Origin of the sequence: Psychrobacter sp. APC 3426, from assembly GCF_030408035.1 — a bacterium.
In the GTDB taxonomy this organism is placed as follows: domain Bacteria; phylum Pseudomonadota; class Gammaproteobacteria; order Pseudomonadales; family Moraxellaceae; genus Psychrobacter.
Map to the genome: position 1 here is coordinate 105238 of NZ_JASDCF010000002.1, position 26059 is coordinate 131296.

Genomic DNA, 26059 nt, shown 5'->3' on the forward strand with positions numbered 1-26059 from the left:
TATTTATTGTGTCAGAACAACATAGCAAAAACCTATAATACGGCCGTGGGCTGTAGCCAGTTTATAAACTGGATTGTAAATTAAGGAATGTAAAATGCGATTTATTGATGAAGCCGTCGTAACGGTAAAAGCAGGTGACGGTGGTAACGGAATCGCCAGTTTTCGCCGAGAGAAATATGTCCCACGTGGTGGTCCTGATGGTGGTGATGGTGGTAAAGGTGGTGACGTCTATGTCATTGCAGAGGACAACACCAACACCCTAGTTGACTATCGCTATACGCGCCGCTATGACGCCATGCGAGCGGAGAATGGTCATAGTAGAAACTGTTCAGGTAAGGGCTCTGATGATCTGTTTTTGCCAGTGCCTATTGGTACTACGATAGTTGATACCGAAACAGATGAAGTGTTGGGTGACTTGATTGAGATTGGTCAGACTTTGCTGATTGCCAAAGGCGGTGATGGTGGTTTGGGTAATACTCACTTTAAAAGCTCGACCAACCAAGCACCGCGTAAAGCGACGTCTGGTTTTGAAGGTGAGCTAAAAGTTCTTAAGTTTGAGCTAAAAGTAGTGGCTGATGTTGGTTTGGTTGGTTTGCCTAACGCCGGTAAATCTACTTTTATCCGCCAAGTTTCTGCTGCTAGACCAAAAGTTGCTGACTATCCGTTTACCACATTAGTACCGAACTTAGGCGTGGTTGATATCGGCCGTCACCGCTCGTTTGTCATGGCAGATATCCCTGGTTTGATTGAAGGCGCATCAGAAGGTGCAGGTCTTGGTATTCGCTTTTTAAAACATGTTGCTCGGACTCGTCGTCTGCTACACTTGGTCGATGTTAAGCCGATCGACGGTAGTGACCCAGTCGAAAACGCCCGCGTCATTTTAAATGAGCTTGAGCGTTTTTCTCCTGAATTGGCTAATTTGCCACAGATTTTGGTATTAAACAAAATCGATCAGGTCGCTGATGAAGACCTAAACGAGCTATGCACCCATATTGTCGCAGAACTCGGCTGGACAGGTATTGTCTTTCGTACCGCCACCCTCACAGGCGAAGGCGTCGATGCCATCAAATATCATTTAATGAATGAGATTGAGCGTGAGCGTGAGCGTGAGCTTGAAGATCCTATCTTCGCAGAAGCTCAAAAAGAGCGTTTTGAGCGCTTAGAAGCAGAAGTACGCCTTAACACTGAAGCTCAACGTGAAGCCTATCGCGCAGCTCGCAAAGCCGCACGCGAAGGGATAGACTTAAATGACGATACTGATTTAGATGATGACGACGAAGATGGCGTTGAAGTCGTTTATGTGCCTTAAGCTATGAGGTTTAAACTGATATACTTGAATTTCTTAGAGCAATCCCCGTAATTAATCTATACAAGACACAGGAGTTTATATGGCAGGTGACATAGAAAACACGACCGAAGAAGCAAGGTTTGTTAAGCAAACTCGCAACTTTGATATTCAGCGCGTTATTGTCAAGATTGGCTCATCGTTATTAACCAATAACGGTCGAGGGCTAGATCGAACTGCCATTTACGAATGGGCCAAGCAGATTGCCAAGTTGCATAAGCAAGGCGTTGAGGTGCTGCTAGTATCATCAGGCGCAGTCGCTGAAGGCGTCGTGCGCATGAACTTAGAAGAGCGTCCCAAAAAGCTAGCAGCGCTGCAAGCTTGTGCTTCTATCGGCCAGATGGGTTTGATTGAAACCTGGTGGTCAGCATTGATTCAACATGGTATTCAAAGCTCTCAGCTACTACTTACTCATGATGATTTGTCTAACCGTAGCCGTTACCTCAATACCACGGGTGCATTGACACAATTACTAGAGTGGAATGTGTTACCTGTCATCAATGAGAATGACACGATTACCATTGATGAGATTAAATTCGGTGATAATGACACGCTAGGTGCCATGGCAGCAGCGATGGTCAATGCAGATCTATACATTATCTTAACGGATCAAGATGGCGTATTCACGGACAATCCGCGTGATAATCCCGATGCTAAAATGATTCGTCAAGAGCGTGCTATGGCTGATTATTTGTTCGATATCGCAGGCGATGGTGGTAAGCTTGGACGTGGTGGTATGCTAACCAAGATTCGAGCCGGTCGCCTAGCTGCCATGGGGGGTTGCCCGACAGTAATCGTCAGTGGTGCTATCGATGACGTTATTACTCGCGTGGTATCTGGTGAAGCTGTTGGTACGTTATTGACGACCAATGATCAAGATAAAATCATTGCTCGCAAACAGTGGCTCGCTGCGCATTTACGTATGTCAGGCACGTTGATTGTGGATGCGGGTGCTGCAAAAGCTGTCGTTGAACATCATAAGAGCTTGTTACCAGTTGGCGTAGCAGAGGTACGTGGGGACTTTGATGAAGGCGATGTCGTTGAGATTGTCCATCAAGATACAGGCGAGCGTATTGCGGTTGGTCAGGTCAACTTCTCATCTCGTGACGCCTGCCGTGTGGCTCGTGAACGTACTGAGCAATTTGATAGAATCCTTGGTAGTAATGAAGAGCGCGTAGTCATGGTACACCGTGATAATCTGGCATTAACGGTATAGCGTATTCATTTTCATTTAATAGTTTTTTCAAAGCTTAATAGTAAATGGCATTCAACATTGAAAGTCGATATCGATTTTTGATGTCGTGAGTTTTAGCGTTGAATGTCGCTATCTATGCGTTATAAGCGTTTATTATTCTTTTATTCAACTTATTTTATCCAGCACAGTATTCATTGATAAATATGAATGCTGTGTTGTTTTGGAGATTTGTACATGAGTGCTTCAGACAATAGTAACTCGATTCAGCAAGAATTTGCGCCTTTAAAAAACGATAGATTACTACGTGCATTACGCTTTGAGCCAATTGATACCACGCCAGTTTGGATGATGCGTCAAGCAGGCCGTTATTTACCAGAATATAAAGCCACTCGTGCGGAAGCGGGCGACTTTATGAGCCTATGTAGAGATACTGACCGCGCAACTGAGGTGACATTGCAGCCACTGCGTCGTTATGACCTAGATGCGGCTATTTTATTCAGTGATATCTTGACCATTCCTGACGCTATGGGCTTGGGTTTATACTTTGAAACTGGTGAAGGTCCTAAATTTAAACATCCTATTCGTGAGCAGGCAGACTTAGATAGATTGCCAGTACTCGATGTGAATGATTCTCTTGATTATGTGATGCGTGCAGTCACTAGCATTCGTAAAGCGTTAAATGGTCAGGTGCCATTATTTGGTTTTTCTGGTAGTCCATGGACGCTAGCGACTTATATGATTGAAGGCGGTGGCTCAAAAGATTACCGCTATACCAAGGGTTTCTTATATAGCAATCCTGCATTTTTACATGAGTTGTTAGACAAGCTAGCAACCTCTGTCATTGATTATTTAGATGCGCAAGTTGTCGCTGGCGCGCAAATCCTACAGATATTTGATAGTTGGGGTGGGGCGCTTGGCCATCGTCAGTTTATTGATTTCTCACATACTTATAATAAGCGTATTGTCGCTGAGCTAAAAGTACGCCATCCACACATACCAGTGGTGCTATTTACCAAAGGCGGTGGTTTGTGGCTGGATATCCAGGCAGATAGCGAAGCGGATGCCTTAGGTTTAGATTGGACGATGCCATTGGATCGTGCGCGTCAGGTATTGAGTGAAAGCCAGCGCCAGTTGACCAAACACCATAAAAAACTACAAAGTAGCAAAGCCATTCAAGGTAACTTGGATCCAGCAACTTTATACGGTTCACCTGAAACAATTCGCGCTGAAGTCAATTTCATGCTTGATAGTGCTTATGCTGGTGGTGAAAAGACAGGATACGTGGCAAACTTAGGCCATGGCATCACACAATGGGTGAATCCTGACAATGCCAAAGTGTTTATTGATGCTGTGCATGATTACAAGATTTAAAATATCTTAAATTTAAAAAATTTTAAGATGTAACAATGCTAACGTTTTAAATCGCTAAGTTTTTAACATGACCAAAATTAGACGTTGTAGCACTTATCCATAAAGCTAAATGCCTAAAGATAAAGGTTACGACGGTCTAATATTTATTAAGTATAAGCAAGAAAAGGATATCTTATGATTTCAGCAGCTATTGTCGGCGGTACAGGTTATACGGGTGTCGAGCTAATCCGCTTATTATCCGCACATCCTGAAGTATCTATCGATTTGCTTACATCGCGTAGCGAGGCTGGTACGCGAGCTGATGAGATATTCCCAAGCTTACGTGGTATTTCGGACATCGTCTTTAGTGACTTAGGTGACGATACGCTTGCAACCTTACAAAAATGTGATGTGGTGTTTTTTGCCACACCACATGGTGTTGCGATGAAGCAAACCGAAGCGCTTACTCAAGCAGGTGTCAAGGTCATTGACTTGGCTGCTGATTTTCGTTTGCAGTCATTGACGGACTTTGAGCATTGGTACCAACAGCCGCATGCGTGCCCTGAGCTGCTAAAGACAGCCGTATATGGATTGCCTGAAGTTAATCGTGAGAAGCTCGCCCAAGCATCGGTCGTGGGCAACCCTGGTTGTTATCCGACCACGGCGATTTTAGGTCTGAAACCGATTATTGAGACGCAAAATAAACAAGACGAAAGACTGATTGAATCTCGTATTGTCATTGATGCCAAATCTGGCGTTTCTGGCGCTGGGCGTCAAGCTAAGCTTGCACTGAACTATGCAGAAACGACAGACAACTTTAAAGCCTATAGCGTTGAAGGTCATCGTCATCTGCCAGAAATCGAACAGGGCGTTGCCCAATTATTGGACAGCCAGTTCACGCACCGTATTCGTTTTTTACCGCATTTAGTGCCGATGATACGTGGCATGTTGAGCTCGATTCATATGGAGCTGACTGATGCGGGTGCCGCTATCGATTGGCAGAAAGCCTTTGAAAATGCATATGCATCAGAGCTGTTTATTGATGTGATGCCAAAAGGTATTTACCCAGATACGCGCAGTGTTCGTGCCAGCAATCGTTTACGTATTGCGGTACATCAGGACAATGAACGAGCCGAGTTGACGGTTATTGTGGTACAAGATAACTTGGTGAAAGGGGCCGCAGGACAAGCGGTACAGAATATGAATGTTATGTTTGGGTTTGATGAATCGATGGGATTGAATTTTGCGCCCATTGTTCCCTAACAGAAGTTTATTAATTATCAATTCATTCATATTTATGGTGCTAGGTATTGATTATAAATTCCGCTATAATAACCTGCCCTTACTGTTAAGAGATACTGTCTAAATGCGTGTTAAGATCGTACTACGCCTTTGCTCACAGCCAGCACGTCTATCGTGCCAAGCCTCTGTTCCATATCATATGGAGCGTAGAACGCATTCTCCTAAAAGTAGTGTGGGTCTTTCAAATAACATTGCCAGCCATCAGCAAGGCGCTTCCACACTCGTATTGGCACTGTTTGTGATGGCGATATTAGTGACTGCTATCGTTGGATTGGTGTTTGGTCATAAGCTTGGGTATCAGCGTGGATTTCATTCCATGCAAAATGAAGCTAAGCAGGCCATTATCAATAGTAGTGAAGCAAGTAAAGAGCTTGAGGACTTGCGCCTTAGCAATAAAATAGCGACCAACCAAGCGGCGACTGCGAAGCAGGAGCTTGCGATTAGCTTGGCTAATTTGACTGAATTACGTGATAACCAACAAGAATTGACGGTCGAAAACAGACAGGTCTCACAGCTTAACGAATTATATGCCGATGTCATTACTGACAAAGGTGGTATGCCATTACAGATATTGGGTGCGAAAATCGAACCACTGCCTGAGAATGCTTTTGAGTATGGTTTTGATATTGGCATGCTGAGCGCTGACGGCAAAGCAAAACGATTAAGACCGACTCTGACATTGCTGAATGATGATGACTTTGTAGAAGTACCGTTAGACCCTGCGAGCTATACTATCGAAGGCATCGTTCGTATCCGTGGTCGCTTTATGATGCCGTCAGGCTTTAAACCGCTACAAGCCAAGTTGAGCTTACAAGCGGGTGGTCAGGAAATAGAGCAGCTGTACGATTGGAAACTCGGTGATAGAGTGGATAATATGCCATTATCACTTTTGGACTTACCAGACGTTGATGAAAGCCCAATCGAACCCTAATATACCATTAGTTGTTAAGCTGTTGATGAATAACCATATATCGTAAAGCATAATGATGGTTTTATAAGGTGTGCTTTTTAATAGTATTCTTTGTAATGTGCCTAATTAACTGCCTTTTTCTTATAGTGCTTAAAATATAGGCTCTAAGAATATAGAGCTTAGGAACATATATTCCACGTATTCTATCGCCTCCGTTAATCCGAACTTACCTTATAATTATATTTTGATTATTATGAAACAAATGATATTACAAGCTATGCCAAGCGTTTCTGATTGGCACTTTCCAAACATGCCTGCTCACCGTGCACAAGATGGTGACACGGATGGAGAAACTACACCAGAAGCAGACGTGCTGGTGGCTGAGCCCGAAGTGGCGAAACCGCCTATGTATGCGGTGGTGATGTACAACGACAACTATACTCCAATGGAATTCGTTGTTTATGTTTTACAGTCAGAATTCCGTCACAGTATGGATTCCGCAGTTGAAATTATGTTGACGATTCATAATAGCAGCAAAGGCATTGCTGGCATTTATCCCAAAGATATTGCTGAAACCAAAGCCAAAAAGGTAAACAGCTTAGCACATCGTGAAGGCTATCCATTATTGACCCAAATCGAGCCACATCAAGGTGAGTAGGAGTATTGTCCTTTCTTAATCCTGCTTTTACTTTACCTCTTTATTAGCTCTTATTAAGTTCACTATCATAGTGAGATTAGTAAGAGCTTTTTGTTTTGCATGTCTCTATCAGTCACTTCCTGTGTTCATTTTACCTCGTATCGACCATAGCCTTGATTTCTCTCTAAGATAACCCTATATATTAATTCACACCATTAAATAATACCCTTTAAATAACCACTGGTACTTTCTCTTCATTTATTACATTGACTAAGTTTGCAAATAGAATAGTTCACTAACTATTTTTGGTTATTGAGGCATATTGTATTCGTTGAACGTTACTTGTTGGGTATTGTTAACTCAGCACTCAAAAACCTTTATCAAACTCTTGTTTATACCCTCATTTTTTATTACTCAATTTTTTATCTACTGATATTTTCAAATTACATAGCTCATATTATGTCTATGGATCTCATTGCATAATATGCTTCGATACATTTTAGTCTGTGTTAATAGATTGACTATGCTTAAGTATCGTGTTGAGATAAAGAAAAGCGAATATGAATTATAAAATCACTTACTCGATGATAGATAGGTTATGCAGTCCTTAGATTAAAGGATGGTTAATGTCATTTATTTACGCTCATTAATAATACGATTATTGCCCTTGAACAATCCATCTGTCGCCCTGATTTACTTACTAACTCATTCATAAAGCTATCAATTATAAAGATAGGTATAACCGTAGGAAGCTGTTATGTTAAGTCGTCATCTTGAAGTTTCTTTGCGTTTAGCAATGACACTCGCGCGTCAAAAATCGCATGAGTATCTCACTGTTGAACACTTGTTATTGGCATTATTAGAAAACACTCACGCTGCCAATACCCTGACTGCCTGTAATGCCAATGTCTCAACGCTGCGTACCGAGCTAGAAGCTTATATCAATAAGCACACGCCAACGGTAGATGCAGATACAGAGCAATCGCCGCAGCCAACCCAAAGCTTTGACCGTATTTTGCAACGTGCTATTTTTCATGTGCAGTCTATCGGTGGTGGTCGCCTTGTAGAAGGCTCCGATATTTTAGTATCTATGTTTTCAGAGCATGATACTTATGCGGTATATTTGCTCAAGAAACAAGGTATCAGCCGTCTTGAGCTGACTCAGTATTTGTCACATGGTCAAGATAAGGACGAGCCATCTGAACCACGTGCTTCAATGACTGGTGAGCGCCGTAGTGCCTCAGAAAAGACAAGTAAAGATCCATTGGTTGAATTTGCAACTAACCTAAACCAGCGTGCTGCTGAAGGTAAAACGGATCCATTAATCGGGCGTGCCTCTGAGATTGAGCGTGCGGCGCAAGTATTGTGTCGTCGCCGCAAAAACAATCCATTATTGGTTGGTGAGCCAGGCGTTGGTAAAACCTCTATTGCTGAAGGTTTGGCATGGTTAATTATCAATGATAAAGCACCGAAGCCACTTAATGGCTGTGTGATTTATAGCCTTGATATTGGTGCATTAATCGCGGGTACAAAGTATCGTGGCGATTTCGAAAAACGCATGAAGTCGCTACTTGATGCATTGAAGAAAAAGCCCAATGCTATTTTATTCATTGATGAGATTCATATGATTATTGGCGCAGGGTCGTCAATGAGTAGCAATATGGATGTCTCAAACTTAATTAAGCCAGCACTTGCCAACGGTGAGCTACGTTGTATAGGCTCTACCACCTTTACCGAGTACCGTCAGGTATTTGAGAAGGACCATGCCTTGTCACGTCGTTTCCAAAAGATCGATGTAAAAGAACCAAGTGTTGATGATACGATTGATATTCTACGTGGTCTTAAACCACGCTATGAAGAGTTTCATAATGTTGAGTACACTGATGAGGCATTGGTCACGGCTGTACAGTTATCAGCCAAACATATTCATGAGCGTTTCTTGCCAGACAAAGCGATAGACGTAATCGATGAAGCAGGTGCTTATAAGCGTCTGGGCGTTATTCCTGATGCGGATGACATCGATGCAGAAGAAAGCTTTATTGCTGATTTAGAGCAAGACTTTGATGCTCAGATTGATGCGGATGTCGAAGGTCTAGAAAGTGATATCAATGGCGATAGCGCTGCTCATGGTCAAGATAATGAGATGAAAGATGAAGCGGATACGGCTAAAGCCAATGATCGCGCTAAAGCGTCTGATAAAAAGGCTGCTAAGGTGAAAAAAGCACCGATGAAAATTGATGTGGCAGATATTGAAGCCATCATCGCTAAGCTAGCGCGCATTCCGCCCAAATCCGTATCCAGTGATGATAAGAGTATTCTTGAGCATCTAGATCGCGACCTTAAACATTTGGTCTTTGGTCAGGACGAAGCTATTGCGACCCTAGCCGATGCGATTAAATTGTCTCGTGCCGGTTTAAAAGCACCAGACAAGCCAATTGGTTCATTTATGTTTGCAGGCCCAACGGGTGTCGGTAAAACAGAAGTATCACGTCAATTGGCCAACTTGTTAGGCGTTGAGTTGGTACGCTTTGACATGTCAGAGTATATGGAAGCGCATACAGCCTCACGTCTAATAGGTGCGCCTCCAGGCTATGTCGGTTACGATCAAGGTGGTTTGCTTACAGAGAAAATTAATCAGCATCCCCACTGTGTATTGTTGCTAGATGAAATAGAAAAAGCGCACCCTGATGTATTCAACTTGCTGCTGCAAGTCATGGATCATGGTACTTTGACAGATAATAATGGCCGTGTCGCTATCTTTAAGCAAGTCATTGTCATTATGACTACTAACGTCGGTGCTGATAGTATCAGTCGCTCATCCATGGGCTTTACGCAGCAAGACCATAGCCGTGATAACACTGAATCGCTCAAACGCGTCTTTACACCAGAATTCCGCAACCGTTTGGATGCGATTATTCAGTTCAATCCATTGGATACTTCTGTGGTGGTGTCGGTAGTCGATAAGTTCTTGGTTGAGCTACAAGTGCAACTTGATGACAAGCAAGTGACACTTGAGATTGATGATGAAGTACGCGACTATCTGGCTGATAAGGGCTATGACCGCTTAATGGGTGCGCGTCCTATGCAGCGTCTGATTCAAGACGAGATTAAAAAGCCACTCGCAAGTATGATTTTGTTCGGTGACTTGGTCAATGGTGGGGTAGTACACCTGACATTGGAGCCTGAAGATACCAATAATGAAGAAGGTGACTCTGTTAAGCTCGATAAATACAATGATAAAGCCTCTGATAAAGGCTCATCAGACAGTCGTATTGTTTTGACAGTTGTCGAAACTCATGCGCCGCATCCAGACTCTGAGTCATTAGCAAGCTAAGTTTATATTGCTAATATAATAAAAACGGTTACTGCGGTAGCCGTTTTTTTGTTGCTATAATTCATCATAAGGTCACTTTAACGCTTCACTGCCCTATAATAAATAAAAAAGGACATATTATGGAACTGTTCGATGAGCAAGCGCCAAAAACAGCAGCGCAAAAACAAGCAATCTTAGACAAGGTTCGCTTACCAGAAGATTGGAAAATGGCACTATCAGAAGAATTAACCTCTGATAATATGGATAGTCTACGAGCTTTTTTGAAGGAAGCTTATCAATCAGACGATAGTATCTATCCACCAGCCCCTTTGATATTTAATGCGTTGAACTTGACGCCTTTATCACAAGTTAAAGTCGTAATACTAGGTCAAGACCCTTATCATGGACCGGGGCAAGCGATGGGCTTATCATTTTCAGTGCCCAAAGCCATTCCAAAGCCGCCATCACTCAACAACTTATTGAAAGAGATGGCAAGTGACATAGGTATCGCGCCGTCAAAACATGGCGACCTGACTTATTGGGCGCAGCAAGGGGTGTTACTCTTAAATAGTTCATTAACGGTGAGAGAGGGCGAGCCAAACAGCCATCAAAATAAAGGCTGGGAGCAGTTTACCGATGCGGTCATTGATGTGGTCAATGAACAAACAGAGCGTACGGTATTTATATTGTGGGGTAGTAAAGCACAGAAAAAGGGCAAATATATTAATACTGATAAGCATTTGATTTTGACAGCGGTTCATCCGTCACCACTGGCTGCCAATCGTGGTGGGTTTTTTGGTTCAAAACCGTTCTCTAAGACCAATGACTATCTGGCACAGTATGGTCAAACGCCAATTGACTGGCAACTGCCACAGTAGATGTCAATAATGATAAGCCGACCTCTACAACCATACTATTTTGGTGCTTATACTTTAAGTGCTCATGACTTTTGGACCCTTGAAGATGTCAGCTGGATGAACCAAGCACTTAGACTTGCTAAACAAGGTGCTGAGCGTGGAGAAGTGCCTGTAGGCGCTATATTGGTACATAATCAGCAGATTGTCGGGCAGGGGTTTAATGAGCCAATAGGTCGTCATGATGCGACAGCGCATGCTGAGATAGTCGCGTTAAGAGATGCCTGCTCGCGTTTAAACAACTATCGCCTGCCATTACAGACCACTTTATACGTAACTCTAGAGCCATGTACGATGTGTATTGGTGCGTTGATTCATGCACGGGTTGATAGGCTGGTCTATGCAGCAAGCGAACCGCGGGCTGGTATGGTTGGTAGTCAAATGAATTTGCCGATGCAGCCTTTTTATAATCATACTATTGAAGTACATAAGGGCTTGTGTAGCGAGCATAGTGGTCAAATGCTCAAGTTGTTTTTCCGTGAGCGTCGAAAAGCTGCGAAGAAGAACAAGCTCAGCGACTACATCATCAGTAACAAATAAAATAGACATTCGACAAGTTATCGGTCTTGGTGCTAGTGATAGTGCTCTTTTCTTGCTATAATATCGCCCTATTTGATGCCGAAATGCGTAAGTAGCTGCCAAGCATTTGATTAATAAGTAAATATCGTTCTGTTACTGGTCTACAAGTAGCGTCTACTATTGAGTGAGTATTATGACTGTTTCTACACCTGATAACGCGTCACTTGCTAGTGAAGGTAATGGTCAAGCTCAGAATCAAGTGAAGCGCTATCCTGTCATTTGTATCGATGGACCAAGTGGCGCAGGTAAAGGGACGGTTACATGGCGTTTAGCACAAGCATTGGATTATCAACTGCTTGATTCAGGGGCTTTATATCGTATCGTAGGGCTTAAAGCATTTGAAGCTGGATTGATTGCTGCAGATGGCAGTCAAGATATTGACGAAATGGCTGTGTTGGAACTAACCCAACGCTTAAATATCGAATTTGTACCAAACAATGAATCTGGTCGAGTCGATATTATCGTCAATGGTGATGCAGTCGGTGAGCAAGTGCGAAACGAAACCGTTGGTGGTTATGCCTCGCAGATAGCGGTATTTCCAAAAGTTCGCCAAGCATTACTCAAATTGCAACAAGATATGGCAACTCGCTCAGGACTGGTCGCTGATGGACGTGATATGGGCACGGTAGTTTTCCCAGATGCCGATGTTAAGGTCTATCTGACAGCAAGTGCTGAAGCACGTGCAGAGCGACGTGTGGCACAGTTATTAAATGCAGGGCAAACGGCAGATTTCGATGCTATTTTAGCAACGATTAAAGCTCGTGACGATCGTGATGAGAATCGTACGACTGCGCCATCGAAACCTGCAGAAGATGCACTGTTGCTCGATAGCTCATCTTTAGACGCTAATACGGTCTATGAGCAAGTTAAGAGATATTGCCAAGATAAAGGTATCTTCTTTAATAGTTAATAAAAACAACATATTAAGAACCAAAAACTTCACTACAATGATTGAATATAGTATAAAATTATAGTAATCAAAGTAAGCGGTAGTTAAAAAGATATCATTTTTTTATGTAAGACAGTTGTTGCTAATAAGTTTTATTAATAATGAGTTTGATTAATAGCGAGCTTATTACCAACAAACGTTTTTTTATATGATTGTATAAGATATAAAACCAGTATTCTCGTTTTATGTAATCATAAATTTGATCCGTACTGTGCTGGACAGGATACGGCTATACAAAGGTAGACATAATGGAATCATTTGCTGAACTATTTGAAGCGAGCATCGAAGAAACAGGCCTAGATATCGAGCGTGGCTCGGTTATTAACGGTACTGTTGTTGCCATTGATAACGACTGGATTACAGTAGATACTGGTCTGAAATCTGAAGGTATCGTCGCTCGTGAAGAGTTTTTAAGCGAAGAAGGCGAACTTGAAGTTGAAGTTGGCGATAGCGTTGATGTCGTGGTTGAAGCGGTTGATAACGGTATGGGTCAAACCTTACTGTCACGTGAAAAAGCCAAACGTGTTGAAACTTGGAACTTCCTTGAAAAAATCGCTGATAATGATGAAATCGTAAAAGGTATTATCTCAAGCAAAGTTAAAGGTGGCTTTACCGTTGATATCGGTTCAGTACGCGCGTTCCTACCAGGTTCATTGGTAGACGTACGTCCTATCCGTGATACTACGCATCTTGAAGGCAAAGAGCTAGAATTCAAAGTTATCAAACTTGACCAAAAACGTAACAACGTTGTGGTTAGCCGTCGTGCAGTTATGGAAGCTGAAAACTCAGCTGAGCGCGAAGAGCTATTGAACAAGCTTGAAGAAGGTATCGAAATCGAAGGTATCGTTAAGAACCTAACTGATTATGGTGCATTCGTTGACCTTGGTGGTATTGATGGTCTATTGCACATCACTGACATGGCATGGCGTCGTATCAAGCACCCATCAGAAGTTGTTGAAGTGGGTCAAGACCTAAAAGTTAAAGTATTGAAGTTTGACCGTGAGCGCAATCGCGTAAGCCTAGGTCTAAAACAACTTGGTACTGATCCTTGGGATAACGTTGGCGGCACTTACCCAGTAGGTAGTGTGGTTAAAGCACGCGTGACTAACCTAACTGATTATGGTTGTTTTGCTGAGATTTCTGAAGGTATTGAAGGTCTAGTACACGTATCAGAAATGGATCATACCAACAAAAACATCCACCCATCTAAAGTTGTTCAAGTGGGTGATGAAGTTGAAGTAATGATTCTTGATATCGATGAAGAACGTCGTCGTATCAGCCTAGGTATCAAACAAACTCTAGCCAATCCATGGGATGAGTTTGATAAGAAACACGAGCGCGGTGATAAAATCACTGGTACTATCAAATCAATCACTGACTTCGGTATCTTTATCGGTTTAGACGGTGGTATTGATGGTCTGGTTCACTTATCAGATATCTCTTGGAACGAAACTGGCGAAGATGCTATCCGTAACTACAACAAAGGTGACACCGTTGAAGCAATGGTATTGTCAGTAGATGCAGAAGCTAACCGTATCAGTCTAGGCGTTAAGCAGTTAAGTTCTGATCCATTCAACGAATACCTAGTCAATAATGACCGTGGTGCTATCGTTAATGGTAAAGTAAAAGAAGTAGACGCTAAAGGTGCTACTATCGAACTTGCTGACGAAGTTGAAGCATACTTACGTGCCTCTGAAATCCAACGTGACCGCGTTGAAGATGCAACTAAGCATCTAACTGTTGGTGATGACGTTGAAGCGAAAATCATCAGTGTTGATCGTAAGACTCGCAACATCAACTTGTCTATCAAAGCGAAAGACGAAGCTGAAGAGCGTCAAGCGATTAAAGATCTTGGTAGCACTAGCACGACTGCTGCTCCAGGTTCTGATGCACAGCCAAAAACAATTGGTGATTTGATCAAAGAACAAATGCAGTAAGCTGCTAAGTTATTGATATAAAAGTAATGTAAAAAAAGCGACTCCGGTCGCTTTTTTTTATGATTAAATTTTGGATTTGCTATTAATAAGCATGGTTTTTGCTGAAACTGGCAAACTCTTATTTCCATTTACGGTAATATCCGCTATCATTTGCAACATTGAGTAACGAGATGTGAATCAACGCTTAACTTAATCAAGGTGGTGATATGATCTTAGTGAAAAACTCTAATCAGTATCTTCTGCCATCAATATGCTTAATTAGCGATTCGACTCATTGTCATCTTATCCATCAATCAACAAGGCAAGCGTAATAATGCAGCAAGCGATTAACAAATCTGAATTTATTAGTAATTTGAGTGCGAACTGTGACAATATGACTGATACAGTGGTCGATGATGCAGTACGTGAAATATTGAATTTAATGACCAATACACTCGCCAATGACGGGCGAGTAGAAGTACGAGGGTTTGGCAGCTTTTGTCTACATCATCGCCGGGCTCGTATGGGTCGAAACCCTAAAACGGGCGAAAGCGTACCGGTACCTGCCAAGGCCATTCCACATTTCAAGCCTGGCAAAGCTCTGCGTGAAGCGGTTAATGATAAGGTAGCCCATGGTTAATCGCTGCCTCATCGCCACTTTTGATTCATAAGATTGAAAAAGTGTGAATGAGGACAGACTCTAAAACACGGTTCTTAAAATGTTAGTGACATTCTAAACTGAGGTATACGTCCCATGCGCTTTGTATTGTTTGTTTTGCTATTCTTAAGCTTTGCTTATTCACTTGGGTTAGTATTGGCCAATAACACCGAAGTCGGCGTAAACCTATTATTTTCCCAAGCACCGACGATGAACTTAGGGTTGTTACTGATACTTTGTCTCATACTGGGTATCGTTATTGGTATCTTATTGGCTTTACTTATCTTTCGTGTACTGCAAAATAAGTGGGAAATATCACGTTTGCAAAAGGTAAATGCCAACCTCCAAGAGCAACTAACACAGGCTAATGTGGTCATTGATCGTCAGGCAAATGCACCAACAGTAGAAGAAGCAGTCTATGGCTCAACAGCAACCAATGTGCATGATACTGCAGCGGTTGATGTTAATGAGAGCGCTACGCTTACTAAGCACAAACGAGATTAGGTGTTGCGAGTAGGCTAAGCTTTATCTATAAAAGACTGGGTAATGCTCAGTCTATCCGCGTCATGCTTTAATAATTCTGATATAAATATGGCAAAACCATGAATAATATAATCAAATCGCCAGTTGTTGTCGCTTTGGACAATATGACCATGCAAGCATCATTAGCATTGGCTGACCAGTTAAATCCAGCGTCATGTCGATTGAAGGTCGGCAAGGAGCTATTCACTCGCTGCGGGCCTGATATTATAAAGGCGTTACATCAGCGTCAATTTGAAATTTTTCTAGACCTAAAATTTCATGATATTCCTAATACCACTGCACAGGCGGTACTTGCAGCTGCTGAGCTTGGGGTATGGATGGTCAATGTACATGCAAGCGCGGGCTTAGAAGCAATGTCATTGGCCAAACAGCGTCTGTTGGATAACGGCTTTGATACCTTGCTGATCGCTGTCACTGTATTGACCTCTATGGACAATCAGGCACTGACGCAAACGGGCATCATCGACGGGTTGGATGCACAAGTCAGCCGCTTAGCGCAGTTAACCAAGCAAGCTGGTCTTGATGGTGTGGTTTGTTCAGCGCAAGAAGCTAAGACACTCAAAGCATTGTGTGGTCAAGACTTCAAGCTAGTGACCCCTGGCATTCGTTTAGCAGAAGACAATGCGGATGATCAAAAGCGCATCTGCACGCCGAAACAAGCGCTAAGTGATGGTTCTGATTACTTGGTAATTGGCCGTTCTATCACACAGGCAAAAGATCCTGCTGCTAAATTACAGTTGATACTTGATGGTATCTAATTATTCAAGTATTTAGTGATTGAGAAGCATAGAATAATAAGAAAGACAGCCTAAACCGCTGTCTTTTTACTTTTTGCGGGTCAATAAAAAGGTGCTACACTACTTGGGTTTATACTTATGTCAGTCGCAAAGGTGGGGGCTGGCAATGCCTAACTTGTTTGGAGTTCGAAGCATACATGCTACCTGTATGACTGCTGTTCCTAATCATTTCTCATTAATTTTTTCAGATGGTGTCATTAGACAATATTGGATAATATGAAATTACAGATTTTAAGTGACTTACATATTGACAGTTATGCACGTCAATCACATCCTATGGGTCATATCCCCAAAACAGACGCTGACTTGGTGCTGGTGGCGGGAGACACTGCCAATAGTGATAGTGGTATGCCGTGGCTACAAGAGCAAGCTGTGCGCTTACAAGTGCCTTTGCTTACTGTTGCAGGCAATCATGAGTACTTCAATGAGGATGTGCTGCACTTTGATAAAAAGCTAGCCACTTGGGATAACTATGATGCCCAATCGAAGCAAGGGCTTCGAGTGCTACAGTGCCAACATTTTGATATCGGAGACGTGCGCATATTAGGCTGTACCTTATGGACAGACTATCAGTATGAGGCAAATGAAGATACGATGGCTGCTGCCAGACGTTTTATGCGTGACTATAAACAAATCTATGCAGGTAACGAGTTGTTTTCACCTGAAGTATCGATGCAAATCCATGCTGAACAGCGCCAATGGTTACAGCAAGCATTGATGACTGCCAAAGAGCTTGGTAAAAAAACCATCGTAATGAGTCATCACAGTATCAGTCCGCTATCGGTATCTGAGAAGTATGCCAATCTGCCAAGTAATGCGGCTTTTGTTAGTGATTTATCAGGATGGATGCATGAGGAGTGGGCACCAATACTATGGGTGCATGGGCATACGCATGAAGCCTTTGATTACCGCATTGGTCATACCCGCGTAATTGTCAATCCACGTGCTTATCCAAATGAAGTGAGCAGCACTGAGATAGCGTTTGCTTGGGATAGAGTTATCGATATCGATTTGGGTTAAAAGATATAACACTTTATACGATTTTACATTAGCGTATATCAGCTCTAACGCTAACCGTCTCTTTCTGAATAGCGCTATTTATAATAGCCACTTATATTGCAACTGAATTTATATTTTGTTCATTCCTACTAAGAAATCTGCTAGGCTTGTTACCATGAGCAAATACTCCAATAACAGCCTATCGCCGCTATCCGCTGAAAAACTTGCCAGCCACACACCAAGTGCGCCAGCGCCGTCACACTTGCCTGATAGTATGATTCCCTCCGTTAGCTTGTTGCCTGAAGATAAGCGACTGATTTTATTTACCAGACACTCTTTACGTGAACGCTCTGACGGTAACGGTTTTGCCAGCTATCAGTTACCACTGACACCAAAGGGGCGCGTACTGGCGAAATCATGGGGACGCTGGCTAGCAGGTCATCTACCGTATTCTCTCGATGTAGACAGCATCTCAAGTCCAATTGGTCGCTGTATTGATACCGCGCAGCTGATGCAAGCAGGCGCAGGGCTACAACGTGATATCTCGCATCAATCATTATTGGTTGAGCCCGGTAGCCTAGTCACTGAACCTGAAATTGCCAATCCCGTGTTTAAAGAAATTGGTGTTCTGAATTTTATCAATCGGTTTTTACAAGGCAATCTTGAAGGAACCAAAAATGCCTATCAAGGTGGTCTGGATATTTTATCGCTGTTTTATCAGAATCAGCCACAGCAGGGTCATTTAATGCTCGCCGTTAGCCATGATACGTTGCTATCAGCGTTTTTGGCAGTGATGTTTGATATGACTGAAATTGATTGGAATGATTGGCCAAAAATGATGGAAGGCGTGTTTTTGTGGTTTGATGACAAGCCATTTCAACAAGCCAGTGCACACTTTGTATGGCGCGGTGAGATCTATATCCGTCCAATTGCTACTTTACTAGAGGGCTACCGTGCGGCAGGCTTTCATCCTAATAAATTGCTATTGCCACCAGAAATAAAATGGACGTAAGCCCCATTTTTCATAAGCATTAGCCATTATAAGAGCTGTCCGTCATAGATTCTATTCAATATGTTTCTAAAAATATATGAGCAGACATAAAAAAACCTTGCCCCAGTATTAGAACTGGTAACAAGGTCTCAGTCATCACGCTATAAAAGCGAGATGCGGTCTAAACGTTTGCAATCTTAAGCTTGTAGGCCTTTGATTGTTTTGTTTAGGCGGCTCTTACGACGAGCAGCTTTATTCTTATGAATAATACCTTTGTCAGCCATACGATCAAGAACCGGTACCGCTTTTTTGTAAGCTTCGGTAGCCGCGTCATAATCTTTAGCTGCGATAGCCGCATCAACACGTTTTAAGTAAGTACGAACCATAGAGCGTTGTGACGCAGAGTTCTGACGACGTTTGGTGTTTTGACGGGCGCGTTTACGAGCTTGTGCAGTATTAGCCACGCGTATCTCCTTGATAAAGACAGATAAAAATATGAATGTTGATTGCAATAATAATGGGTTTAACAATCATCGGTGACGAGCAGCCGTCTCGTCAAACATGATGTCGATGTCTGATATTAGAGTACCCATCTGTTATTAAAGGCACCTAAATTAGTAATAGATCATCGCAAGCGTCAGAACTGTTTGGAATAATTAAACAGCGTTGACGTGTAAAGCCGGTTATCTTAGCAAATTATTGCGCTTAGGACAATATATTTGATGATTAATGCTCAAAGAAGTTATGATATTTCATCAATTTCTGGTGTATTAATGTATTTTATCCAAAGTTGGTCCCTAATTTAAGAATGACTGATAAAATCTCTTACAATAAATTAGGTATAATCACCTCAGTGATTCGCTGTTTTAGGTATGATACACAAGTGATTGCCTTTAAATCAAGAATCTAGCTTCATTGAGATAGCAGAAGAAAGACAGGTTTGATAAGAACAGTTTTAGCAGAGTGGCTAAAGGTCGGCAAAAAATTCGGTAGAGACAGAGAGGATACTCTCTTAATATAAATTTCTAACATTATATAAATGGGTAGGATATGCAGCGAAAAGCAATTGTGATTGGCGCGACAGGACTGGTCGGGCAACATCTTGTAAAGCAGCTTAGTGAGCTTTATGACACGTTGATTGTGGTTGCAAGGCGTCCACCACGTTATATCAATGCCAGCATGCGTTTTTATCAGATCAATGATTTTGATAATCTGACGGAGGTTTTTGCCAGCGTCGGTGCTGACAGTAAGACAGATGCTTTTAGCTGTCTTGGTACGACTAAGAAACAAGCGGGTAGTGATGAAGCATTTCACAAGGTTGATCATGACTACAATGTCAATTTTGCCACCTTATGCCGTGACAAAGGCGTTGAAAACTTCTTTTTGCTGTCATCGATGAATGCAGATATTGACAGCCGGTTTTTATACAATCGCGTAAAAGCTGAAACTGAGCAGTCTATTATGGCGCTAGATTTTCCACAGTTGGTTATTTTCCGGCCCTCATTGTTACTTGGTAAGCATAAGGGCCGTCCGCTTGAAAGCTTTGGCCAAAAGGCCTTTAAACTTATCTCGCCTTTAGTCTCGGAGTCATTATCGCTACACCCCATATCTGCCAAGCGTGTTGCCAGTGCAATGGCCATGAGCGCACATGATATCTATGAGCGCAGTAAATACCGCAATGAGCCTGCAATTAAAACCACTGATATTATCGAAAACAAACAGATGCTAGCGATGACCAAAGTTAAGAAATAGCCTAGGTGTAAAGTTGTAGCTCGCCCACTATAAACAAATTAAACCATATCGAAACATAAATAATCCAACCATACTTAACAAGGAGCGTAATCATGTCAGAGATACCAAACACAATGAATAAAGAAAACTTTGTGACTTGCGATTTATTGGATGCCAACCCAGAGTCACAGGTGTGCTTGCCTAATATCGAAGGTAAGTCCTTTTATAGCTTTGGTGGTAAAGACAGGTTTTGCGGTGAAATCGTAACGGTCAAATGTTTTGAGGATAATAGCCGCGTAAAATCGTTATTAAATAGTGATGGCAAAGATAAAGACGGTAATGGCAAGGTATTAGTCGTCGATGGTGGTGGTTCTATGCGTTGCGCGCTGCTAGGCGATATGATTGCGCAGTCGGCGATTGATAATGGCTGGGCAGGGGTTGTGGTGTACGGCTGTGTGCGCGATGTTGATGATATGGCAGCAATGGATATCGGGGTCATGGCGCTCGGTTGTATCCCGCGTAAATCAACCCGCCGTGATGAAGGCCAAACTGACATCGAGATTAGCTTTGGCGATTTAACGCTAAATTCTGGTATGTTTGTCTACGCAGACAATAACGGCATTATCGCTAGCGACAAGTCATTAATCTAAAAACCGTTGAATACTTAAACATGTCTTAATGAATACAACTCGAAAACCTCAGCTTAACCGTTGAGGTTTTTGTGTTTGATAGTGCTGTCTTTATATTTGACACTTGATTCTCTCGAGTATTTTGACTTTTAGTTTTTATAACATAAATGCTAAGTGACAAACCGTTACGGCATAAATTTTGGTAATTGCTGAAATATTCGTATAATAGCCTTCTGACTCTTAACGTTGACCCTATCCTTTATGCCTATCACTGCTTTGACTGACGCCTTTGACCCGATTAATGAACGCTTGTTTCCTATAAAGGCAACTGAACGTCGCTGGTTAGCGCCAGTTCATGGCGCTGTCAGTAGTTTGTGGCTGGCCAGCCTGGTGCAAACATCGCTATGGAATGTTGCCGACCGTCTAAAGGTTGTGGTAACACGTGACCAAAATCAGCTCAATCAGATAGAGACAGAGTTGGCATTTTGCGGCGTCGATGCTTATGTATTCCCCGATTGGGAGACTTTGACCTATGATGAGCTGTCACCGCATCAAGATATCGTCAGCGAGCGTATCAATCTATTAACCGATATGCCAACGTCAGGTATATTGCTGATTTCGGTACAGGCACTCATGCACCGAGTCGCACCGCCAAGCTGGTTGATAGGTCAGCATTTTGATTTGAGTGTCGGTGATAGATTCGACATCAACACCCAACGTGGCTTATTGGCCAAGGCCGGTTATCGTGCGGTTGAGAACGTCTTTGAGCCGGGCGAATTTGCCGTACGCGGTAGTATTATTGATATCTTTGCCATGGGTCAGCCGTTTCCGCTACGTCTAGATTTATTCGACGATGAAATTGAAACCATTCGCTTCTTTAATCCGCAGACCCAGCGCACATTGACCGTTAATGACCTAAAAACCATGATGAGCGGCAACGATAGCAGCATGGGCAAAGAGTCGCTGTCGCTACTGCATAAACTGCCAGATATCTCAAAGCCTATTGAGCAATTTCAAATCTTACCCGCCAAAGAGTTTCCGCTTGATGAGGGGCGCGAGACCTTTCGCACTAACTTTGCTGCGATGTTTCCTAATACCAGTAGCCGTAAGTTTGAGTTGCATAAAGACGTCATGGCGGGTATCGCCAGTAGCGGACTTGAATACTATCAGCCACTATTTTTTGACTTAAAGGATTGGGAGGCTGAGAGTAGTTTATTTGCTTACCTACCAAGTGATGCACTGTTTATCACAGATGAGCTGATTAACGAAAAACAAGCAGATTATTGGTCACAAATTCAGCGCCGATATGAAGAGCGCCGTCATGATATCGATAAACCTATCGTCGCGCCTGAGTTGTTGTATTTATTATCAAATACTTTAAACGAGCACCTCAATCATTATCCACGCGTGATTCTCAGTGCCCGTAATGAACTGGCTACTATGACCGATGTCGCCGCGATTGATAGCAGTGATTCATTATTAAAAGATGCGTCATTGTTAGCAGACAAATCATTGCTGCAAGTTGAAGGGCAGTCAGATTCACAGTCACAACTGTCGCTTGTTCCGAGTAAGCAACAAGGTTTGGTGACGTTAAGCGCACAAGAGCCACCTCAATTGGCCGTGAACCATCAAAAAGCTGAGCCTCTTACCGAGCTGTTAGAGTTTTTAGCGCTGCAAGAACAAACGGCAACCCCAGTATTAGTAGTAGCAGAAACGGCTGGTCGTCGTGAGATTCTCATTGAGCTATTTAAAGGTAAAATTGATATCAAAGCTTATGATAGCTTTGAAGCATTTTTAGCAGCAGACAAATCAAAGAGCAATGGTAATAAGCTGCCGCAGGTTGGACTCACGGTTGCACCCATTGAGCGCGGGGTTTATGTTCCTGAACGTTTAGTGCTGATTAGTGAGACACAGTTATTTGGTCGGCAAGTACTACAAACGCGCCGTCGTCGTCAAAGCGGTGTGTCAGAAGAGTTTTTGGTTAAAAGTGTTACCGAGATAACCGAAGGTAGCCCAGTGGTGCATATCGAGCATGGTATCGGGCGTTACAATGGACTGATTACGCTAGATGTCGGCGATGGCGAACAAGAGTTTATTCATTTGAAATATGCCGATGATGCCAGTATCTATGTACCGGTTGCCAATTTACAAATGATTAACCGTTATAGTGGCGGTGATCCTGCACTTGCGCCATTGCATAAAATTGGCAGCGGCAAATGGGATAAAGCCAAGCAAAAAGCGCTCGAGCAAATCCATGACGTGGCGGCTGAACTGCTTAATATGCAAGCACGGCGCGAAGCCAAAGTCGGTATTCATTTTAAAATAGATCCATCACAGTACGAGCTGTTTGCCAGTCAATTTGCTTTTGAAGAAACGCCCGATCAAGCCAATGCTATCCATGCGGTGATGGAAGACATGAGGCAAAACCAACCAATGGATCGCCTTATCTGCGGTGACGTAGGTTTTGGTAAGACTGAGGTGGCCATGCGCGCGGCGTTTATCGCGGTCAGCGCCGGTTATCAAGTGGCAGTATTGGTGCCGACAACCTTGCTAGCCGGCCAGCATGAAGACAATTTCCGCGACCGTTTTGCTGATTGGCCAGTGCGTATCGAAACACTATCGCGCTTCGGTGGCAAAAAACATCAAGAGACGGTATTGGCTGATTTAGCAGCTGGCAAGGTTGATATCGTTATCGGTACACATAAGCTATTACAGCCTGATGTGAGATTTTCTAATTTAGGTTTGATGATTGTCGATGAAGAGCATCGCTTTGGCGTGCGTCATAAAGAGCGTATCAAGGCGATTCAGACCGATGTGGATAGTATGTCAATGACTGCGACACCCATCCCTAGAACGCTCAATATGGCGCTCTCAGGTATGCGTGATATGTCTATTATTGCGACGCCACCTGCGCGCCGTTTGGCGATTAAGACCTTTGTCATGCAAAAAACTGATGCCTTAATGAAAGAGGCCATCTTGCGTGAGCTACTGCGCGGCGGACAAGTTTATCTATTGCATAATGATGTGGCGAGCATTGAACGCATGGCAGAAACCGTCCGTGAACTGGTGCCTGAAGCACGAGTAGGGGTCGCTCATGGACAAATGCAAGAGCGCCAACTTGAACAAGTGATGCAGCAGTTTTATCATAAAAAGTTCAACGTGCTAGTCTGTTCGACCATTATCGAAACCGGTATCGATGTACCCAATGCCAATACCATTATCATTGAGCGCGCCGATAAGTTTGGCTTGGCGCAATTGCATCAGCTGCGCGGTCGTGTTGGCCGTAGTCATCACCAGGCTTATTGTTATCTGCTAGTGCCTTCTATCAAAGGGCTTAAAGGCGATGCTAAGCGCCGATTACATGCGATTGAACGCGCTAACACACTGGGCGCAGGCTTTATGCTGGCAAGTGAGGATTTAGAGATTCGTGGTGCCGGTGAGATACTTGGTAAGCAGCAAAGTGGTAATATGCAGGCGATTGGCTTTAGCCTATATATGGATATGCTGGAGAGAGCAACTAAGGCGATTAAAGCAGGTAAAGAGCCTGATTTAAGCACACCATTGTCGCTGACCAGCGAGATTAATCTGCATAGCTCGGCGTTGATACCAGAAGAGTATCTACACGATGTACATCAGCGTTTGTTATTTTATAAGCGCATCAGTAATGCTGATGACAAAGAAGCTCTGACCGATATTCGTACCGAAATGATTGACCGTTTTGGCATATTACCTGAGCAAACCAAGCAGTTATTTGCCATCCACGGACTGCGTATACAAGCTGAGCCGCTAAAGATTAATAAGATTGATGCCAACAGCAATAGCATGACGTTAGAATTTGCACCTGATACGCCAGTCGACGCCTTAGCAATTATTAAGTTGATTCAGAGCAATGGGCAGCGCTATCGTATGAATGGTGCCTCTGGCATTCGTTATCAGGATGCCGATAAACTGGCAACACCGCAGCAGCGCGTCAGCGCAATTCAAGAGCTATTACGCTATTTTAGTGAGCATATGGTGGCAGAGTCAGCTTAGCTTCATTGATTTATATTTTTAAACTAATCACATTTGCTAAATGGTTTAAGTAAGGTGGAAGTTGCATCCTAAGACAATCAGTGATGGCGCTATTTTATCGGTTAGATAACTGATAAAATAGCGACACCCTATATTTAGCCTACTATTTTTTATAGCACAATGTTTTTCAAGCGTATTGTTTTTTAGTTAATTAAATTCTACTTTTTTACATTCCTTTTCCTTTTATTTAAGCGTCATAACAAGAGAACCGTCATTATGTTCCAACTTCATCATAAACTTGCTGCTGATAGTTTTTTAGTGGGTGATTTCCCATTATCGACCTGTCGTTTAATCAATGATTGTCAGTTTCCTTGGTTGATATTGGTGCCGCGTGTATCAGGTATCAAAGAGTTGTATGAGCTATCTGAGGCAGACCAAGCGCAGTTTTTGCGTGAGTCGAGCTGGTTATCAAGCCAACTGGCCAAGACCTTCCAAGCCGATAAAATGAATGTGGCAGCACTCGGCAATCAAGTACCGCAGTTACATTTTCATCATATCGTCCGTTATCAAAACGACATGCAGTGGCCAAATCCAGTATGGGGCGTGCCAGCTGTGCCTTATACCAAAGAAGTATTAGCACAGATGCAGCAGACATTAATGATGGCACTACGTGGTCATCATCAAATGCCATTCGATTGGCAAATGCAGTAAAACCTAAGTTAGCCATTTTTAGACATACCGCGATTGAATTGAGGACATGTCATAAATACCTTTATTTAAACAAAGTGTAAAGCCAGATTAATGATGGTTTAAGTGGTTTTAACATTTTCAGCGCAGAAATCCCCTACTTCTACAGTAGTGGGATGAATGCGTTATTGATAACTACCCTTACTCCCTATGGTGTTATAATTAATAATTATAACGCCAATTAACAACAAGCTCCTTATGACCAAGCAAATCCTAAAAGCCCATAAAGTCAGGCTGTACCCCAATGAAGAACAGCAAGTATTCTTTGCCAAATCATTCGGCTGCACACGCTTTATCTGGAATAGGATGCTTAGTGACAAGATTGAGCATTACAACGAGCATAAGACCGAGCTTAAAAACACTCCTGCTCACTATAAAAAAGAATTTGAATGGCTTAAAGAAGTCGATAGTCTGGCACTGGCTAACGTACAGCAAAACCTAAGAGCCGCTTATAGTAAATTCTTCAAAGGTTTAGGCTTCCCTAAGTTCAAAAAAAAGGTCAGCGTGACAGCTACACTACCAATAATCAAAAGGGCACAGTAG

General features: G+C 42.8%; 22 protein-coding genes. 21 read left to right on the forward strand and 1 reads right to left on the reverse strand.

Going from position 1 to position 26059, the window contains the following annotated elements; genetic code table 11:
• Window positions 1-94: 94 nt before the first annotated feature.
• The 16 genes from cgtA (at window position 95) to QL919_RS02650 (ending at window position 18419) form a co-directional block, all read left to right on the forward strand.
• The gene (cgtA, locus tag QL919_RS02575) at window positions 95-1309 is read left to right on the forward strand and encodes an Obg family GTPase CgtA (protein ID WP_290188039.1); all 1215 of its coding nucleotides are present in this window, start codon (window positions 95-97) and stop codon (window positions 1307-1309) included.
• A gap of 79 nt (window positions 1310-1388) precedes the next feature.
• Complete coding sequence (gene proB / locus QL919_RS02580) at window positions 1389-2561, forward strand: glutamate 5-kinase (RefSeq protein ID WP_290188040.1); 1173 nt, start codon at window positions 1389-1391, stop codon at window positions 2559-2561.
• Window positions 2562-2774: 213 nt separating this feature from the next.
• Complete coding sequence (gene hemE / locus QL919_RS02585; protein WP_290188041.1) at window positions 2775-3911, forward strand: uroporphyrinogen decarboxylase; 1137 nt, start codon at window positions 2775-2777, stop codon at window positions 3909-3911.
• Window positions 3912-4085: 174 nt separating this feature from the next.
• Window positions 4086-5153: an N-acetyl-gamma-glutamyl-phosphate reductase gene (gene argC / locus QL919_RS02590; RefSeq protein ID WP_290188042.1), complete on the forward strand. Its 1068-nt coding sequence runs from the start codon at window positions 4086-4088 to the stop codon at window positions 5151-5153.
• Window positions 5154-5256: 103 nt separating this feature from the next.
• The gene (locus QL919_RS02595) at window positions 5257-6123 is read left to right on the forward strand and encodes a hypothetical protein (protein ID WP_290188043.1); all 867 of its coding nucleotides are present in this window, start codon (window positions 5257-5259) and stop codon (window positions 6121-6123) included.
• 256 nt (window positions 6124-6379) lie between these two features.
• Complete coding sequence (locus QL919_RS02600; protein ID WP_290188044.1) at window positions 6380-6760, forward strand: ATP-dependent Clp protease adaptor ClpS; 381 nt, start codon at window positions 6380-6382, stop codon at window positions 6758-6760.
• 736 nt (window positions 6761-7496) lie between these two features.
• Window positions 7497-10073 carry an ATP-dependent Clp protease ATP-binding subunit ClpA gene (gene clpA, locus QL919_RS02605; RefSeq protein ID WP_290188045.1) on the forward strand — a complete coding sequence of 859 codons (2577 nt, stop codon included), beginning with the start codon at window positions 7497-7499 and terminating at the stop codon, window positions 10071-10073.
• Between the two features lie 119 nt (window positions 10074-10192).
• Window positions 10193-10930, forward strand: a complete 738-nt coding sequence (locus tag QL919_RS02610; RefSeq protein ID WP_290188046.1) for a uracil-DNA glycosylase — start codon at window positions 10193-10195, stop codon at window positions 10928-10930.
• 9 nt (window positions 10931-10939) lie between these two features.
• Complete coding sequence (gene tadA / locus QL919_RS02615; RefSeq protein WP_290188047.1) at window positions 10940-11506, forward strand: tRNA adenosine(34) deaminase TadA; 567 nt, start codon at window positions 10940-10942, stop codon at window positions 11504-11506.
• A gap of 172 nt (window positions 11507-11678) precedes the next feature.
• Window positions 11679-12455: a (d)CMP kinase gene (gene cmk, locus QL919_RS02620; RefSeq protein ID WP_290188048.1), complete on the forward strand. Its 777-nt coding sequence runs from the start codon at window positions 11679-11681 to the stop codon at window positions 12453-12455.
• Window positions 12456-12742: 287 nt separating this feature from the next.
• Window positions 12743-14431: a 30S ribosomal protein S1 gene (rpsA, locus tag QL919_RS02625; protein WP_290188049.1), complete on the forward strand. Its 1689-nt coding sequence runs from the start codon at window positions 12743-12745 to the stop codon at window positions 14429-14431.
• A gap of 313 nt (window positions 14432-14744) precedes the next feature.
• Entirely contained in the window at window positions 14745-15050 is a 306-nt protein-coding gene (locus QL919_RS02630) for an integration host factor subunit beta (RefSeq protein ID WP_290188050.1), read from the forward strand.
• Between the two features lie 114 nt (window positions 15051-15164).
• Window positions 15165-15572 carry a lipopolysaccharide assembly protein LapA domain-containing protein gene (locus QL919_RS02635; protein WP_290188051.1) on the forward strand — a complete coding sequence of 136 codons (408 nt, stop codon included), beginning with the start codon at window positions 15165-15167 and terminating at the stop codon, window positions 15570-15572.
• Window positions 15573-15670: 98 nt separating this feature from the next.
• Entirely contained in the window at window positions 15671-16369 is a 699-nt protein-coding gene (gene pyrF / locus QL919_RS02640; RefSeq protein ID WP_290188052.1) for an orotidine-5'-phosphate decarboxylase, read from the forward strand.
• Between the two features lie 255 nt (window positions 16370-16624).
• Window positions 16625-17428 (forward strand): metallophosphoesterase, encoded by an 804-nt coding sequence (locus QL919_RS02645; protein WP_290188053.1) that lies wholly within the window; start codon window positions 16625-16627, stop codon window positions 17426-17428.
• 154 nt (window positions 17429-17582) lie between these two features.
• Window positions 17583-18419 carry a histidine phosphatase family protein gene (locus QL919_RS02650; protein WP_290188054.1) on the forward strand — a complete coding sequence of 279 codons (837 nt, stop codon included), beginning with the start codon at window positions 17583-17585 and terminating at the stop codon, window positions 18417-18419.
• A 176-nt stretch (window positions 18420-18595) separates the two neighbouring features.
• On the opposite strand, the gene rpsT is transcribed toward QL919_RS02650, so the two are convergent.
• Window positions 18596-18862: a 30S ribosomal protein S20 gene (gene rpsT, locus QL919_RS02655; RefSeq protein WP_010200097.1), complete on the reverse strand. Its 267-nt coding sequence runs from the start codon at window positions 18860-18862 to the stop codon at window positions 18596-18598.
• A gap of 586 nt (window positions 18863-19448) precedes the next feature.
• Between rpsT and QL919_RS02660 the strand changes: the two genes are divergently transcribed.
• From QL919_RS02660 to QL919_RS02680, 5 genes are all read left to right on the forward strand, one after another.
• On the forward strand, window positions 19449-20150 hold the full coding sequence (locus QL919_RS02660) for an NAD-dependent epimerase/dehydratase family protein (RefSeq protein ID WP_290188055.1): 702 nt from the start codon (window positions 19449-19451) through the stop codon (window positions 20148-20150).
• 113 nt (window positions 20151-20263) lie between these two features.
• Entirely contained in the window at window positions 20264-20779 is a 516-nt protein-coding gene (rraA, locus tag QL919_RS02665; RefSeq protein WP_290188170.1) for a ribonuclease E activity regulator RraA, read from the forward strand.
• 240 nt (window positions 20780-21019) lie between these two features.
• Window positions 21020-24790 carry a transcription-repair coupling factor gene (gene mfd / locus QL919_RS02670; protein ID WP_290188056.1) on the forward strand — a complete coding sequence of 1257 codons (3771 nt, stop codon included), beginning with the start codon at window positions 21020-21022 and terminating at the stop codon, window positions 24788-24790.
• 255 nt (window positions 24791-25045) lie between these two features.
• Complete coding sequence (locus tag QL919_RS02675) at window positions 25046-25480, forward strand: HIT family protein (RefSeq protein ID WP_075100708.1); 435 nt, start codon at window positions 25046-25048, stop codon at window positions 25478-25480.
• 234 nt (window positions 25481-25714) lie between these two features.
• Window positions 25715-26059 carry a helix-turn-helix domain-containing protein gene (locus QL919_RS02680; RefSeq protein WP_290188057.1) on the forward strand — a complete coding sequence of 115 codons (345 nt, stop codon included), beginning with the start codon at window positions 25715-25717 and terminating at the stop codon, window positions 26057-26059.